Source organism: Methanosphaerula palustris E1-9c (genome assembly GCF_000021965.1).
In the GTDB taxonomy this organism is placed as follows: domain Archaea; phylum Halobacteriota; class Methanomicrobia; order Methanomicrobiales; family Methanospirillaceae; genus Methanosphaerula; species Methanosphaerula palustris.
In genome coordinates, this window is the sequence record NC_011832.1 from 1785374 (window position 1) to 1800039 (window position 14666).

Annotated in this window: 16 protein-coding genes; 2 read left to right on the forward strand and 14 right to left on the reverse strand. The window is 57.2% G+C overall.

The genetic code is table 11. The features are described from left to right. The first annotated feature begins 279 nt into the window (after positions 1 to 279). Together MPAL_RS08520 and pfkB are read left to right on the forward strand one after the other, a co-directional pair. The gene (locus MPAL_RS08520) at positions 280 to 2106 is read left to right on the forward strand and encodes a KUP/HAK/KT family potassium transporter (protein ID WP_012618340.1); all 1827 of its coding nucleotides are present in this window, start codon (positions 280 to 282) and stop codon (positions 2104 to 2106) included. 66 nt (positions 2107 to 2172) lie between these two features. After that, on the forward strand, positions 2173 to 3153 hold the full coding sequence (gene pfkB / locus MPAL_RS08525; RefSeq protein ID WP_201763841.1) for a 1-phosphofructokinase: 981 nt from the start codon (positions 2173 to 2175) through the stop codon (positions 3151 to 3153). On the opposite strand, the gene MPAL_RS08530 is transcribed toward pfkB, so the two are convergent. The 14 genes from MPAL_RS08530 to MPAL_RS08595 are packed head-to-tail and all read right to left on the reverse strand — an operon-like array spanning position 3126 to position 14606. Beyond that, entirely contained in the window at positions 3126 to 3707 is a 582-nt protein-coding gene (locus MPAL_RS08530; RefSeq protein ID WP_012618342.1) for a cobalt-precorrin-7 (C(5))-methyltransferase, read from the reverse strand. The two genes, pfkB and MPAL_RS08530, sit on opposite strands and share 28 nt — an antisense overlap. Beyond that, entirely contained in the window at positions 3704 to 4726 is a 1023-nt protein-coding gene (locus tag MPAL_RS08535; RefSeq protein ID WP_012618343.1) for a cobalt-precorrin-5B (C(1))-methyltransferase, read from the reverse strand. Before MPAL_RS08535 ends, MPAL_RS08530 begins: the two co-directional genes overlap by 4 nt. Further along, on the reverse strand, positions 4719 to 5372 hold the full coding sequence (locus MPAL_RS08540) for a precorrin-8X methylmutase (RefSeq protein ID WP_012618344.1): 654 nt from the start codon (positions 5370 to 5372) through the stop codon (positions 4719 to 4721). Before MPAL_RS08540 ends, MPAL_RS08535 begins: the two co-directional genes overlap by 8 nt. Next, the gene (cobJ, locus tag MPAL_RS08545; RefSeq protein ID WP_012618345.1) at positions 5320 to 6117 is read right to left on the reverse strand and encodes a precorrin-3B C(17)-methyltransferase; all 798 of its coding nucleotides are present in this window, start codon (positions 6115 to 6117) and stop codon (positions 5320 to 5322) included. The genes MPAL_RS08540 and cobJ overlap by 53 nt, the downstream gene beginning before the upstream one ends. Further along, the gene (gene cbiG / locus MPAL_RS08550) at positions 6086 to 6958 is read right to left on the reverse strand and encodes a cobalt-precorrin 5A hydrolase (protein ID WP_012618346.1); all 873 of its coding nucleotides are present in this window, start codon (positions 6956 to 6958) and stop codon (positions 6086 to 6088) included. Before cbiG ends, cobJ begins: the two co-directional genes overlap by 32 nt. Then, positions 6955 to 7677, reverse strand: a complete 723-nt coding sequence (locus MPAL_RS08555; protein ID WP_012618347.1) for a cobalt-precorrin-4/precorrin-4 C(11)-methyltransferase — start codon at positions 7675 to 7677, stop codon at positions 6955 to 6957. Before MPAL_RS08555 ends, cbiG begins: the two co-directional genes overlap by 4 nt. Then, positions 7674 to 8282 carry a cobalt-factor II C(20)-methyltransferase gene (locus MPAL_RS08560; protein ID WP_012618348.1) on the reverse strand — a complete coding sequence of 203 codons (609 nt, stop codon included), beginning with the start codon at positions 8280 to 8282 and terminating at the stop codon, positions 7674 to 7676. Before MPAL_RS08560 ends, MPAL_RS08555 begins: the two co-directional genes overlap by 4 nt. After that, complete coding sequence (locus MPAL_RS08565) at positions 8282 to 8806, reverse strand: bifunctional cobalt-precorrin-7 (C(5))-methyltransferase/cobalt-precorrin-6B (C(15))-methyltransferase (RefSeq protein WP_012618349.1); 525 nt, start codon at positions 8804 to 8806, stop codon at positions 8282 to 8284. Before MPAL_RS08565 ends, MPAL_RS08560 begins: the two co-directional genes overlap by 1 nt. A gap of 56 nt (positions 8807 to 8862) precedes the next feature. Further along, positions 8863 to 9615, reverse strand: coding sequence for a uroporphyrinogen-III C-methyltransferase (gene cobA / locus MPAL_RS08570; protein WP_012618350.1), 753 nt, complete (start codon positions 9613 to 9615; stop codon positions 8863 to 8865). Next, positions 9612 to 10496, reverse strand: a complete 885-nt coding sequence (gene hemC / locus MPAL_RS08575) for a hydroxymethylbilane synthase (protein WP_012618351.1) — start codon at positions 10494 to 10496, stop codon at positions 9612 to 9614. Before hemC ends, cobA begins: the two co-directional genes overlap by 4 nt. Continuing rightward, a complete protein-coding gene (gene hemL / locus MPAL_RS08580; protein WP_012618352.1) occupies positions 10481 to 11743 on the reverse strand; it encodes a glutamate-1-semialdehyde 2,1-aminomutase in 1263 nt (420 codons plus the stop codon). The genes hemC and hemL overlap by 16 nt, the downstream gene beginning before the upstream one ends. Beyond that, positions 11727 to 12698 carry a porphobilinogen synthase gene (hemB, locus tag MPAL_RS08585; protein ID WP_012618353.1) on the reverse strand — a complete coding sequence of 324 codons (972 nt, stop codon included), beginning with the start codon at positions 12696 to 12698 and terminating at the stop codon, positions 11727 to 11729. The genes hemL and hemB overlap by 17 nt, the downstream gene beginning before the upstream one ends. Beyond that, positions 12695 to 13972 carry a glutamyl-tRNA reductase gene (gene hemA, locus MPAL_RS08590; protein WP_012618354.1) on the reverse strand — a complete coding sequence of 426 codons (1278 nt, stop codon included), beginning with the start codon at positions 13970 to 13972 and terminating at the stop codon, positions 12695 to 12697. Before hemA ends, hemB begins: the two co-directional genes overlap by 4 nt. After that, a complete protein-coding gene (locus tag MPAL_RS08595) occupies positions 13962 to 14606 on the reverse strand; it encodes a precorrin-2 dehydrogenase/sirohydrochlorin ferrochelatase family protein (protein ID WP_048145284.1) in 645 nt (214 codons plus the stop codon). Before MPAL_RS08595 ends, hemA begins: the two co-directional genes overlap by 11 nt. Between the last annotated feature and the right edge of the window lie 60 nt (positions 14607 to 14666).

The following is a 14666-nucleotide window of genomic DNA, read 5'->3' on the forward strand; positions in this document are numbered from 1 at the left end:
AGGGAATGATCCACCAAATGTGGCTGGCGAGGTGCTGCACATCAAAAAAGATGGCTATAAATGCAGCAGATGAAATTTTGACTCATATCGAGGGGAAATGAAAGAAATTCAAAACATAATCTGTTGCATACCCTACACAGATAAGGTAGAACTACCACCGGTGATGCACTTTTTTCAGATCAGCGATCACCCATACGGACTTTAATATCATCATTCCCAATAATAATCGAAGAGATCGAAACCACCAAACGGCAGAAGATCTCCAAAGGATACGACGAGATGTCTGAAGAGCATGGTAATAGTGAGCAGGGTATAGGTGGGATCATCAAAGCGATGGGTCTCGTCTTCGGGGATATTGGAACCAGTCCGATCTACACTCTCTCAGCGATATTCCTGCTGACAAAACCAACGGTTGAGAATGTGCTCGGGATCATCTCGCTGATCATCTGGACTCTGATTCTGCTGATCACCATCCAATACGCCTGGCTTGCAATGAGCCTTGGACGGAAAGGTGAAGGGGGAACCATTGTACTCCGCGAACTGCTGGTTCCACTGCTCAAGAAGGGACGTGCCATCACCGTTGTGACGATGATGACCATTATTGGAATCTCGCTCTTCATTGGCGATGGTGTGATCACCCCAGCCATCAGTATCCTGAGCGCTGTCGAAGGGCTAGCCCTGATCCCTGGTCTTGAAATGATCGATCAGAATATACTGATCCTGATCGCAGCCGTGATCGCCATCATGCTCTTCTCATTTCAGAAGCGTGGAACCGAACGGGTAGCCTGGACATTTGGACCGATCATGGTCATCTGGTTTTCAGTTCTGACACTAACAGGCATTATCTCGCTGATTAAGATTCCATCCATCATCTTCGCTATCAACCCAATCCTGGGCTGGCAATTTTTGACAGGAAACGGGATCTCAGGCTTTTTAATCCTCTCTTCAGTGATCCTCTGTGCAACGGGCGGCGAAGCCCTCTATGCTGATATGGGGCACCTGGGGAGAGAACCAATCAGAAAAGCCTGGTATTTTATCTTCTTTGCTCTGATTTTGAATTATCTGGGGCAGGGGTCATTCATTCTCCAGAATCCCGGAGCAAAGAGCATCCTCTTTGACATGGTCTTTGCTCAATCCCACCTGTTATACATCCCATTCCTGCTACTCAGCATTGCAGCAACGGTGATCGCCTCACAGGCGATGATCAGCGGGATCTTCTCGATCGTATACCAGGGAATCAATACCCATATCCTTCCAATAATGAAGATCGACTACACCTCCAGCGAGTTGAGATCGCAGATCTATATCGATGTGATCAATTGGTTGTTGCTGTTCTCGATCCTGTTTGTGATGGTTATCTTCCGATCTTCATCCAACCTGACTGCAGCATACGGACTCGCGGTAAATGGTACAATGATGCTAACAGGGATCATGATTACGAGTATCTTCTTCCTGCGTGGATCGTACCTGAAGTCAACGATCGCCTGGTTTGTGACGATCATCGATATCGCATTTTTAATCGCAAACATCCATAAGATTCCAAGCGGTGCCTACTGGTCACTGATCATTGCGATGGTTCCGTTTATGATCATCATGATCTACATGCAGGGTCAGAAAAATCTGTACAAGGCATTAAAACCGATCCCACTCACGGTTTTCTTGCATCAGTACAATGAGATCTACCACACCATGAATAAGATCAGCGGGACCGCCCTCTTCTTTGCCCGGGATTTCCACAATATTCCGCCATACATGGCACTGACGATCTTCAAGAACAATATTATCTACCAGGATAACATCATCATCTCGATCGTTACCGGGGACTATCCCTTCGGTATAGAAGGGGCCTTCAAGAAGAACCTGGCCGATGGGCTCAGGGTCTATGAGATCAGAATGGGGTATATTCAGGTCGTGGACGTGGTCAAACTCTTCAAAGAGGCTAAAATAGATGAGAAGACCATTTTCTATGGGATCGAGGATATCGTCCCGAGCAACCTGATCTGGAAGATCTTTGCGATCATCAAGCGTCTGACCCCGTCATTCGTCCAGTTCTACAAACTCCCGGCAGATAAGATCCATGGCGTCGTCACCAGGATCGAGATGTGAAGGTTTGGAACTTTTTTTGACGAAAGACTCTTATTATCCAAGTAACGTATCATTGCAGAACGTGAGATGGCAATGATCTATACTGTGACACTGAATCCGGCTCTTGACCGGACGATCGAGGTCGACCAGATCCGCTGTGATGTCGCAAACCGGATCATTGAGGAGCATTGGTACCCCGGTGGAAAGGGGGTCGACGTATCGAGGGTGTTGACCACCCTCGGTGCTGATACACTGGCCTTTGGATTTATCGGAGGTTTTCGGGGAGACCAGCTCGAAGCCGGCCTGATCACCGCAGGGATCGGCTGCGACTTTATCCGGATTGCCGGTGAAACCAGGTCGAACCTAGTGATCCATGAACAATTGATCGATACACAGGTGCTCCTCAACTCCAGGGGGCCGGAGGTCGAACCCAGTGCAATGATGGCACTGCTTCGTAAGATCCGGAATCTGCAGAACCCGGGACTGCTGACTATCGGCGGGAGTCTTCCCCCAAATCTGAATCCTTCAATCTACAGGACGATCATTGAGATCGCACAGGAACGTGGTGGTACGGTCCTCTTCGATGCAGATGGAGCTGCCCTGAAGGCGGGGATCGAGGGGAAGCCCTATGCGATCAAACCGAACCTCCATGAACTTTCAGAACTGGTCGACAGACCGCTGAACTCTCTGGAAGAGATCCTCTCTGCAGCACAGGAACCACTTGAAGCGGGCGTGAAGGTGGTACTCGCCTCACTCGGCCCGGATGGAATTCTACTGGTCTCAAAGGATCTGATCCTCCATGGGATACCACCAAAGGTCAAGGTAAAGAACACCATCGGAGCGGGGGACTCGGCAGTCGCCGGGTTTGTCTATGCCCTCGCCGAAGGGAAGGATGTTCAGGAAGCACTGATCTATGCTGTGGCAGCAGGAACCGCGACCACGATGCGGTCAGGTACGGCATTAGGAAAAAGAGAGGATATCATGGCACTGATACCACAAGTGCAGGTGAAGAACATCCCCCTGCCGGACAGAAGTCCAGGTCAGAACAATCCTGCAAAGAGGACATAGAGTCCTGAACTGACTGAGGGAGGATTACCCGTATCCCCACTGCTGATCTCCTCTTCAGGGTACCCGAGGTCGGCACAGACAACCAGCCGGCAGGAGAACAATGCAGCCTCCAGTGCCCCGGCAAGAGCCGGGATGGAGAAGGCTGGGTCTGCAATCAAAAAAGCGATCCTGCCATGGTGCACCACACTTACCACCTCCTCGATTGCATGGAGATGGTCCTTTCCATGAGCATTCACGATCATAACCCTGGTCAGCGGAATGCCAATTCGGGCTGCAGCCAGTTGGAGCGAAGAGATCCCGGGGATAACCTCGCCGCCGAGGTAGCCGAGGCCGGCCAGCATCGGGTCGCCTGTGGAGAGAACGACCGTCGTCGGTGGGAGCGTCCGGAGGGCTTTGTAATCCTCGATCTCATGAACTGGACAGTCCTTCCTGATACAGTATGCAGCCAGCGCTATCGCACGTGGTGAGCCATAGATGCTGCCAGCCCGGGTGATCGCATCAGCAGCTGCCCGGGTCAGCATCCCCGGGCCGCAGCCGACCCCGACCACCTTCATCGCTCCCCTCCAATCGTACTCCCGTCCCGCTCGATCAGCACCACCTGAACATTTGGGTGCTGCTCGGTGAACTGTTTGAGTGCAGCCTCCATCCGTGGTACAAAATTATCAGTTCCCCGCAGTTCTTCGACCGTAACACAGCCGGTCCCTTCCAGAATTGAGGGATCGATATACCTCAGGATCAGCCCTGGGAGCCCGCAGAGGATCACCTCGCCATGCGCAACATCCAGCGCCTCCCGAATCTTGCCACCGATCAACACCACCTCATGATCAGGAAAGAGAAGCCGGGAATACCGGAGTCCGATCCTGCCGGTGGTCAGCACCACCCGGTCTGCTCCGCTGACCCGGTCCATGATGGTGGAGGTGAGGTGATCGTCCCAGGGCTCGACGAGCCCGGTGGTCCCGAGCAGAGAGATCCCGCCGATGATCCCGAGCTGCGGATTTAGAGTCAGGGATGCAACAGCAACCCCGTCAGGAACCGAGAGTTTCACCGAGGCCCCTTTACAACTATCACCCAGGGCTGTTATGCCATCCCTGATCGCCTGAAGAATACAGGCCTCTGCAGAGGTACTGATAGCCGGTTCTCCAACCATCCAGCGGGCGGTGCCCCGGGAATACCGACCGATCCCTTCGCCGGCAGAGAGATTCGTCTGGTCGGCAGGCATTGCTTCAGCACGGATCGCCAGTCCGGATGTTACATCAGAGGGGTAATCACCGGAGTATTTACGGCAGACTGCAACACCGGCATGGAGCGTCGTGACCGGCAACGTTGCGGTGAGGCCGCACGGCAGCCGGATCTGTACTGACGCCACCGGTCCATCCAGCGAGAGGACAGCAGCCATAGCCGCTGCAGCAGCCGTAGTCCCGGTGGTGAACCCACGCTTCAGCACCGTACCGGCAGAGGTGAGAACCGCAAAGCCAGTTGAGACTGCGTTGAGACCGGCCGGATCGGCGCACCGGACCACCCAGTCAGCAGGATATATGAACCCACTGACCGGATCGATGATCCCTTCATTCATTGATGATCGTGATGATCTCGTTGATCGCCGCGACCGCGACCGGCGTGCCTCCGCGGGTCCCCTCTGTTGATATCGAGGGAATATCCACCGTTCTGAGCAGCACCTTCGACTCGGCCGCATTCACAAACCCGACTGGCGCTCCGATCACCAGCGCAGGCCTCACTCCCTGTTTGATCAGGTCGCAGAGCGTCAGCAGCGCCGACGGAGCGTTCCCGATCGCCACGATGGAGCCGGGGAGTCTCTCCCGAAGAGCGAGAAAACCAGCCGAGGTCCGGGTGATTCCCTTCTCCTGAGCTGTCGTCAGACCATGATCGAGGGCGCAGATTACCTCGCTTTGATGCCCCTTCTTCTGGATTCCAACCTGGACCATCCTGATGTCGGTGATGATCGGAGCCCCTGCCTTCAGTGCTTGTATTCCAGCCGGAACCGGATCGTTCATAAATCGGAGAAGGTCAGCCATCTCAAAGTCTCCGACGGCCACCGAGCACCGCTGCCGGACCCGATCTTCATCAGACTCGTTCCCGATCACCGATCTGGCCAGTGTTCTGCTCTTCGCCGATATCGCAAAGGCCTCGGGCGTGACCGCTCCGAGGTCAATATACGTATTTTCTGTGGTACCCGCGTGGGGTGATGATTCCTTCGCCATGATCGTCCCTCAAAAAGATTCTGCTCTCCTCTCCACCGAGGATCACAATCGAGTGCATATCCACCTGGTCCTCGATCGTCCCGACATCCCCGAGCGTGGTGACCAGCACCCGCTCCCCATCCCGGTACGCATTCTGCACCACACCGACCGGAGTCTCTGCCGGACGATAGCGGGCCGCAATCTCCATCGCCTGGGCAAAGTTATGTGGGCGACCCCGGCTCTTCGGGTTGTACAGCGCGACCGGCACTCCCATCTGGAAGGCCAGCGAGAGCCGATGTTCGATCACCTCCAGCGGTGTCAGGAGGTCCGACAGACTCAACGTCACAAAATCCCCGGAGAGGGGGGAACCGAGCAGCGCTGCAGCTGCGTTCGCCGCGGTCACACCCGGGATCACCACGAACGGCACCTTGACCTCTGCATGGTCGAGCACCTCGAGCACAATACTGGCCATCCCATAGACACCGGCGTCACCGCCGCTGATCATCGCGACCGTCCGATTCTGAGCAAGAGCGATCGAGCGTTTGGCACGCTCGACCTCCTGCCCCATCGAACTCCTGATCACCTCTTTACCGGCCAGCAGCGGCTGGAGCGCATCCAGGTAACTCTGGTTTCCAATGACACAGTCAGAGGCAGCGATGGCCCAGACCGCCTCTCCGGTCATCTGTTCAATTCCGCCGGGTCCGGACCCGACGATATAGAGCCGGCCTCTGGTTTCAGCGTGCAATGGCAATCGTAACTCTCCCATACACTTTCTTCTCCATGATCATCTCTCTCTTCGTTGATAATGCCAGCGCAGCAGGCTCTGCGACCCCGACAAGCCCGATCCTGTCAGCCCCGGACCTGCTCGGGGGAGACTCGGCATTGATCGTCTGGTCATCCAGAAAGATCAGATCGCCACCCATGGCGAAGACCCCATCGATCAGTCCTGCCTCGTCTCTCTTCTGGACGGTCGTGGCATAACAACGGACGTCATCAACTGCTATCCCAGCCGCTGACAGGGCCTCTTCAACACTCTGCTGCACCTCCAGGGGCGTAACCCCCCGCCGGCATCCGATCCCGACCACATACTCGCCTGAAGCGACCAGAAACGAGACCGCTGGTCCCGCAATCACGATCGCAGGTCCATCGATACGATAGACCGGGACATCACGTTCAAGGATCGCCGCATTGACGGTCCTGGTCGAAGGACGGTTCACGACATCGCATTGTCGGGCTGTAGCGATCCCCTCGACCGACGGAAGGCCGAGGGACTCGGTCGCGGTCGTCAGTACCGGCAGAAGGCCGGCTTTTGAAAGTTTCTTGGCAAGGTCGTTGGCACCGTGATGCCCTCCGACCAGGGGAATTGCATACCGAAGGTCTGGGCTGACCACGACCACCGCTGGGTCCTGCCACTTGTCCTTGAGGAGGGGGGCCACCTGCCTGACCACGATCCCGGCGGACATCACCGCCACGATCCGGTTGTAAACTCCCCAGACCTCTGCAAAGACGCCGGCAACGTAGTCACGGTGGTCTGCATCGAGAAACCTGGCGATCATCGCCGCCTCTCCGCTGAAGCGGGGGAGCGCGATCACCACGGTCCTGGTCATGAGTACAGCACCGAATGCTGGTACCCGGTCTGTTCGGGGTCCACAACCCCACCGATCAGGATCAGCGCAGTCTTTGTAATCCCGGCCTCCCGAGCTTTCCCTGCAATATCCCGAATCATCCCGCGGACGATGATCTGGTCTGGCCAGGTCGCATGATAGACAACTGCCACGGGCGTGTTCTCCGGTCGGTCGAGCTTGGCCAGCACCTCCTCAAGGTGTTCGGTTCCGAGAAAGACGACCAAAGTCGTCCCGAGCGCAGAGAGAGCAGTGATCTTATCCTCTTCGAGGGTAGCCCCTGCCGGCCGGGTGACGATCAGCGAGTCTGATACCCCCCGGAGGGTCAGCTGCGTTCCAAGGGCCGCCGCCGCACCGAACATCGAGGAGACACCCGGCACGATCTCAACAGAAACCCCCTGCTCTGATAGCGCACGGATCTGTTCGACGATGGCCCCATACAGGGAAGGGTCCCCGCTGTGCAGTCGCACAACTTTTTTACCCTCCCTAACCGCCGAAACCATCGCCTCGACCAGTTCGGCGAGGCTCATTCCCCAGCTGTCCAGTTTCACCGCTGCCCTGCTCGCACTGACCAGGGCAGGGTTCACCAGGGAACCGGCATAGATCAGCACCTCGGCCTCCCGAAGGAGATCCATCCCCTTCACCGTGATCAGCCCGGGATCGCCTGGGCCGGCTCCGACGATAAAGACCTTACCGAGGGTCATGAGCGCCTCGCAAACATGACGCTGAAGTAGTTGCTGGTCTGTTGCAGTTCCTCGTTCCGGTAGATCTTCATCTCGTCCATGAACATCCGCTCGACCAGCACAAAATCTGAGAAGCCCTCCTGCATCAACTGGTCGCGGGTTGCCTGTGGTTTCTTCACCTTCAGCAAAATTTGAGACGAAGGGACTGCTCCATCAGAGACGATGAACCCACCTGACAAGGATACATCGGCCACCGATGCAAATGCCGTGATCGACGAAATCCCGGGCTCGGTCGAACAGATGATTGCAGGATACCGCTCCTTTATGACCGCACAAAGACGGGAGAAGGTCGAGTAGAAGTTCGGGTCACCCAGGATCCCGAGCACGACGAGCCCGTCCTTGGCGGTCGCTGCGATCTGATCGGCGTTCTGTTCCATCGATCGCTTGATCTGATCCTGATCCTCGATCATCGGAAAGTCAAGTATCTCGGCCTCCCGGTATGGAGAGACCAGCGCCTGTGCGATCTGGCCCGGCACATAGACGGCATCTGCCTCGGTCAGCAGCCTGACCGCTCGAAGGGTCAGCAGTTCCGGGTCTCCTGGGCCGAGACCGAGACCGACCAGCATCAGGCCACCCTCCCGGTCACAATAAAGACCGGATCGATCGGTCGGAAGATCAAACTTTTCCCCAGCGGATATGACCGCGCCACCTGCACCTGCACTACCTCTTCAAAGATATCCAGTTTTTTCATCACCCGCACCGCCTCATATACCGTGTCGAGAAGGACCGCATTCACCACGATCGTCCTCTTCACCCGCTCTGCAAGCAGGTCAAGGACCGTCTCAAGCGACTGCGATCCCCCGAGGAAGGCACAGTCCAGCGAAGGAATTTGCCTGAGCAGATCCGTCGCCTCTCCACAGTGAAATTCTATATTTGAGGTCCCTGCCTCGAGAGCAGCCTGTTCTGCGACAGCGATTGCTTCCTCCCGCCGGTCCACGGCGATCACCGATCCGGCATCTGCAGCCATTGCAATCGCCACCTTTCCGGTGCCACAGCCAATATCTGCGACAGTATCCCCGCTCTGCACTCCGAGCTTAAAGAGTGAGATCGCCATGACCTCATCCTGTGTCGGTCCGCCCTTCAGCACCATAATCTTAGTAAAATAAAGTTACCTTAACAGAAGAATATTTGTCCAGAAAGGGGAGATCAGAAGGGGATCAATGGTGGATAAGCCGGATCATAGAGTGTGACCACGTCACCGATCACAATCACTGCCGGCGGTTTCACACCTGCCACGACCGCCTTCTCCCCGATATCTTCGAGTGTCCCCACCGTGACCCGCTGGTCAGCCCTGAATCCCCGCTCGATGATCGCAACCGGTGTCGTCCCGCTCCGGCCGTTCTTCACCAGCAGCCCGGTTATTTTGGACAGGTTCTTCACCCCCATCAGGATCACGATCGTCCCCCGCGAACGGGCAAGCAGTGACCAATCGAGTGCAGACTCCGGCTTGGTCGGATCTTCATGACCGGTCATGATCGTGACCTGCGAGGCGAACCGTCGATGCGTCAACGGAATCCCGACCGAGGCCGGCACCGCGATGGCACTGGTGATACCGGGGACCAGTTCGGCCTCGATCCCAGCCTGCCGGATCGTCTCCAGTTCCTCGCCACCGCGCCCGAACATGAAGGGATCGCCCCCTTTAAGCCTGACGACCTGCTTCCCGACCCTGGCACGGTCGACGATCAGCGCCTCGATCTCGTCCTGCTCGAGGGTGTGATTCCCCCCATACTTCCCACAGTCGATCAGTTCTGCATCCTCAGGGAGCGAAGAGAGGATCTCCTCACCAGGGAGCTGGTCATACAGGACCACCTCAGCAGCATCGATCACCTCCCGCGCGCGCTGGGTCAGCATCCCTTCACTTCCCGGACCTGAGCCCACGATGAATACCTTACCGTTCATTCTTCCAACCCCAGTGTTCTGACCGCGTCGCTGATCAGATCAGCCGCCTGTACCTTCAATCTTCTTCCGATCTCACGCGCCTCTCTGACATCGGACGGATCAGCCTCGATCCGTTGATAACGCGAACCGTCCAGTGCCAGCACCTCGGCGATCAGGTGGCCGTCCCTGCAATAGACCCCTTCCGGAACGAAACAGCCGCCACCGAGTTCCTCCATCACAGCCCGCTCGAAGACCACATCCTGCCGTGTCCCCTCATGATCGAGGGCACAGGCCAGGGTCTCGATCAGGGACGGATCCTCTCTGCAGACCACAGCCACCGTGCCCTGATTGGGGGATGGAACAAACTCATCGACTGGCAGCCGCTTTCCTTTGAGCGAGAGACCAAGCCGTTGAAGGCCTGCTTCGGCGAGGACGATCCCATCATATTCACCAGCCTTCAGTTTTCGAATCCTGGTGTCGACATTGCCGCGGAGCTGCTTCACCTCCAGGGATGGATCATGCCGAAGGAGTTGTGCACGCCTGCGAGTGCTTGAAGACCCGATGATCTGTGGATTCTCCACCGCATCGACCGCAAGAAAATCAGCCGGGGAGTTCCGCTTGAGCACGGCACAGGTGAGTACACCTGGCGGACGAAGAGCGGGGACGTCCTTGAGACTATGGACTGCACAGTCAATCTCCTGCGCCTCGATGGCGTCGTCAAGCGCCCGTACAAAGACACCCTGCCCCCCAATCTCATGGAGGGGAACGCCGGTGACGGCATCACCATGAGTGGTGATCACCACAGTCTCAGTCTCGATGCCCCGTGAGGCCAGCATGGAGCAGACCTTCTCGGTCTGGACCCGTGCCAGCGCACTGCCTCTGGTTCCTACTCGTATCGACATGATCGGTATGCTGCGCTGATCGCTTCTATCTGCTGCTCGGTGTGTGCTGTTGAGAGGAAGTTGGTCTCAAACTGCGAGGGTGGGAGGAAGATCCCTGATTGCAGGGTCTGATCCCAGAATTCTTTAAATGCGGTGGTATCACTCTGTTTGGCCTCGATGTAGTCCCGTGGCGGCGATGACCTGAAGAATAATTTGAAGAGAGAGCCCAGCCTGACAAACGAACCATGGGCGCCGGCCGGCGAGTCTATCACCGCCTCTTCGATAGCCCGGGTCTCATCATCCAAGTGGTGATAAATCTCCTGGTGGGCCGACAGCCAGGCCAGCGTTGCCGTTCCGGCTGTCATCGAGAGTGGGTTGCCATTGAAGGTCCCGGCCTGGTACACCGGGCCTGCAGGCGCGATCAGCTTCATGATCTCAGCCCTACCGCCAAACGCCCCAATAGGCAATCCACCACCGATGATCTTGCCAAGCGTCGTCAGATCCGGCGTGACCCCGTAGCAGACCTGTGCCCCGCCGATTCCGAGCCGGTACCCGGTGATCACCTCATCGAAGATCAGCAGCACGTCATGGGCTGTAGTGATCGATCGGACCTCGCGAAGATAGTTCTCCTCCGGCAGAATCGGACCGATGTTCCCCATCACCGGCTCGATGATCAGGGCCGCGACATCACTATGCTTTGAGAGGAGCATTTCGAGGGCTTCAGGGTCATTGTACGGTACCTGCAGCGTATGCCTGACCAGATCGGGAAGAACCCCGGCTGAGTCGGGCACCCCAAGGGTGGTAGCCCCCGAGCCGGCCTTCACCAGCACCGCGTCATGGGCGCCATGGAACCCGCCCTCGACCTTGACGATATCAGACTTTCCGGTATATCCCCGTGCCAGGCGTATCGCCGCCATCGTGGCCTCCGACCCGCTGGAGACGAACCTGACCATCTCGATCGAGGGGTGATCCCTGATCACCTGCTCCGCAAGCCTGACCTCATGAAGGGACGGGGTGCCATACAGCCAGCCGTCCTGCAGTTGTTCGGCGATCGCCTCCTGTACTGCAGGGAAGGCATGACCGAGGATCAGCGGCCCATAGGCCAGGCAGCAATCGATCAGATCGGTTCCGTCGATCGTCGTGAGGACGGCGCCGGACCCCCGTGCCGTATAAAATGGGTACGGAGCGATGGCACGGACTGGACTCGATACCCCGCCAGGCATCAGACCCCGCGCCTTTTGATAGAGATCCTCACTCACAGTCTTCATCGAGCCACCCCGCTACGTCCTCGGCAAAGTAGGTGATGATCAGGTCGGCACCCGCCCGTTTGATTGCGATCAAACTCTCCATGGCCACTGCCTTCTTATTAATCCAGCCATTCTCAGCAGCTGCCATGATCAAAGCATATTCACCACTGACCTGATAAGCCGCAACCGGCAGACCGAAATCGGTGATCGATGCGAGCACATCAAGGTAGAACCCGGCCGGCTTCACCATCAGCATGTCAGCCCCCTCATCGACATCGAGCCTAGACTCCATGTACCCTTCGCGACCATTGGCAGGGTTGATCTGGTAGGAGGTCCGGTCACCGCAGAAACAGCTCGAATCAGCGGCGTCCCGGAAGGGGCCGTACAGCGCCGAAGCGAACTTGGTCGAGTACGAGAGGATCAGCACGTCCTGGAAACCGGCCTGATCGAGTGCATGCCGTATCGTGATTACCATCCCATCGAGCATGCACGACGGGGCTACGATATCGGCCCCGGCCTCAGCATGACTGACTGCAATATCAGCCATCAATGCAAGCGAAGGATCGTTCAACAGGTCGACCTCCCCGCACCGGTTCGGTCCGCCGATCCCACAGATGCCGCTCGAGGTGTACTCACAGGCACATACATCGGTGAGGACGACCATCGCCGGCACCGCCTGTTTTACGGCCCGGACGGCCTGTTGTATGACCCCATTGGGATCAAACGCCCCGCTGGCCTCCGGATCCTTCACTTCTGGCACCCCAAAGAGAAGCAGTGCCCAGATTCCTTTCCGGAACAGGCGTGTTGCAACCTCCCCAACCGCAGATACAGGATACCGATTCTGCCCCGGCATCGTCTCGATCGGGCGTGGAACCGTGATCGTCTGGTCGACAAAGATCGGCGCAATCAGGTCTTTCTTATTCAGGTGATGTTCAGTCAGTAGTGGAAGCAGATGCCTGCCCCGCAGCCGTCTCATTCTTTTTTCTGGATACACAATTTCTCCCCCTGGGTGATCGCATGGACGAGCGAAGCCGCAGCCTCCATCTCTCCACACTCCGCGCTGGCACGAATTGAGAACGTGGCATCAGTCAGCAGTTTCTTGACCAGCACCCTGGTCAGATCGTCGACGACAGCGACCGCCCTCTGATCCTCTGACCCGAGCCGGGCCAGCGCACGGTCGCGCTCCCTGACCCTGATCTGTTCGGCCCACGAATGAAGCATCGAAAGATGGTCGTCGGCCGCCTTCCGGTTGATCAACTGGACGAACTGGTTCAGTTCCTCCTCAATATAGGTCTGCGCCCGTGAAGCTTCGCTCTTTCGGTAATCGAGATTATTCTGACTGATGGTGCGCAGGTTGTCGATGGTACAGAGGTGAACCCCGTCGATCTGATCGGCCCCCACCTCGACATCGCGCGGTTGGGCGATATCGATCAGGATCAACGGCCGCGGGTGTCCCTCGAGCGGCCAGCATCGTCCCTTCATCACCTCTTTGAGTTCCTCGCATCGGATGATCGGATGCGGGGCGGAGGTGCAGGAGATCACCACATCCGAGAGAACCAGGTACCGGTGCATTTCAGCCATCGTTACCGCCTTTCCACCGATCTTCGATGCTAGTTGCACGGCACGGGCGTATGTCCTGTTGGCCACATAGATCGCAGTCAGATCCTTAGCCGCCAGGGCCTGGGTCACCAGCATCCCAATCTCCCCGCCCCCGACCACCAGGATATGCCGGCCGGTCAGGGTTCCGAGCAGTTCCTCTGCGAGTGTCACCGCGGCGGATCCGATCGAGACAGCACCCCGGTTGATCTCGGTCCGCCGCCTGACCTCAACCCCGACATGTACCGCCTTGTTTACACACTGCTCGATGAGCGGGCTGCAGGCTCCGGCCGTCTGTGCAGCGGCCAGCGCCTTCTTCAACTGACCGAGGATCTGGTCTTCCCCGACGATCATCGAATCGATCCCGCATGCCACTTCGAGCAGGTGCCGGATCGCATCCAGATCCTCACGGACCTCAAAGGAAGCCCTCCCCAGTTCATGGAGGTATTCGGTGAGCCCGGCTCCGGTCCCCTGTACCAGTATCTCAACCCGGTTACAGGTCTGAAGGAGGATCGCACCCTTGAAATGAACCTGAATATCAGCAAGGAACTGTTCCTCATCGCCAAACCGGAACTGCTCCAGCATATCCATATCTGCCGTATGGTGGTTCATCCCTCCGATCGCAATATGAGCAAAGAGCGGATCAACAGCCATCCGGAGACCTCCCCTGCAGGTATCGTGTCCACACCACTGCAACGGCCTGGTCGACACCGGTGTTCAGGGCACTGTTCACTGCAGAATCACGGAGGATCGCTGAAAGGATACGTCGCCGCTCGTCTGAAGAGAGGGGCAACTGTTTGAGTGCTCCACGGACTTCACGCTGAAGCAGAATCATCCGATCAAGACAGGGCACCTCGCGTTCAATCGTCTCCCTGATATAACGGGCCACCGCCGGGCTGCTCCCACCGGTAGAAACCGCAATCAGGTACTGCTCACCTCTGGCCACCGCCGGTAACTGAAGATCGCCCTGTTCACCATCTGCATTGTTGAAGAGCACACCCAGGTCCCTGCAGATCCTGCCGATCCGATTGTTCTGATCGGGGGAAGATGTCGCTGCGACTACCAGAAATGCCCCCTTGATCAGGTCACCAAGGGTCTGATCATCGAGCAGTTCAACATCGAGAACCTGTGATGTCACCGGCAGGGAAGAGAAACGGGAAGAGAATGAACGACTGAAGATCTGCACTGCCGCCTCGTCTGCAAAGAAGGCCGCCTTCCGTGCTCCAACCTCCCCCCCCCCAAAGATCCGTACACTCCGGCCGGAGAGGTCAAGCATCAGAGGTATCATTGATCAAGGTCTTGTTCTTCAGTGAGATTAAGATATTGACATGGTTCAGGCGGTTCCTGT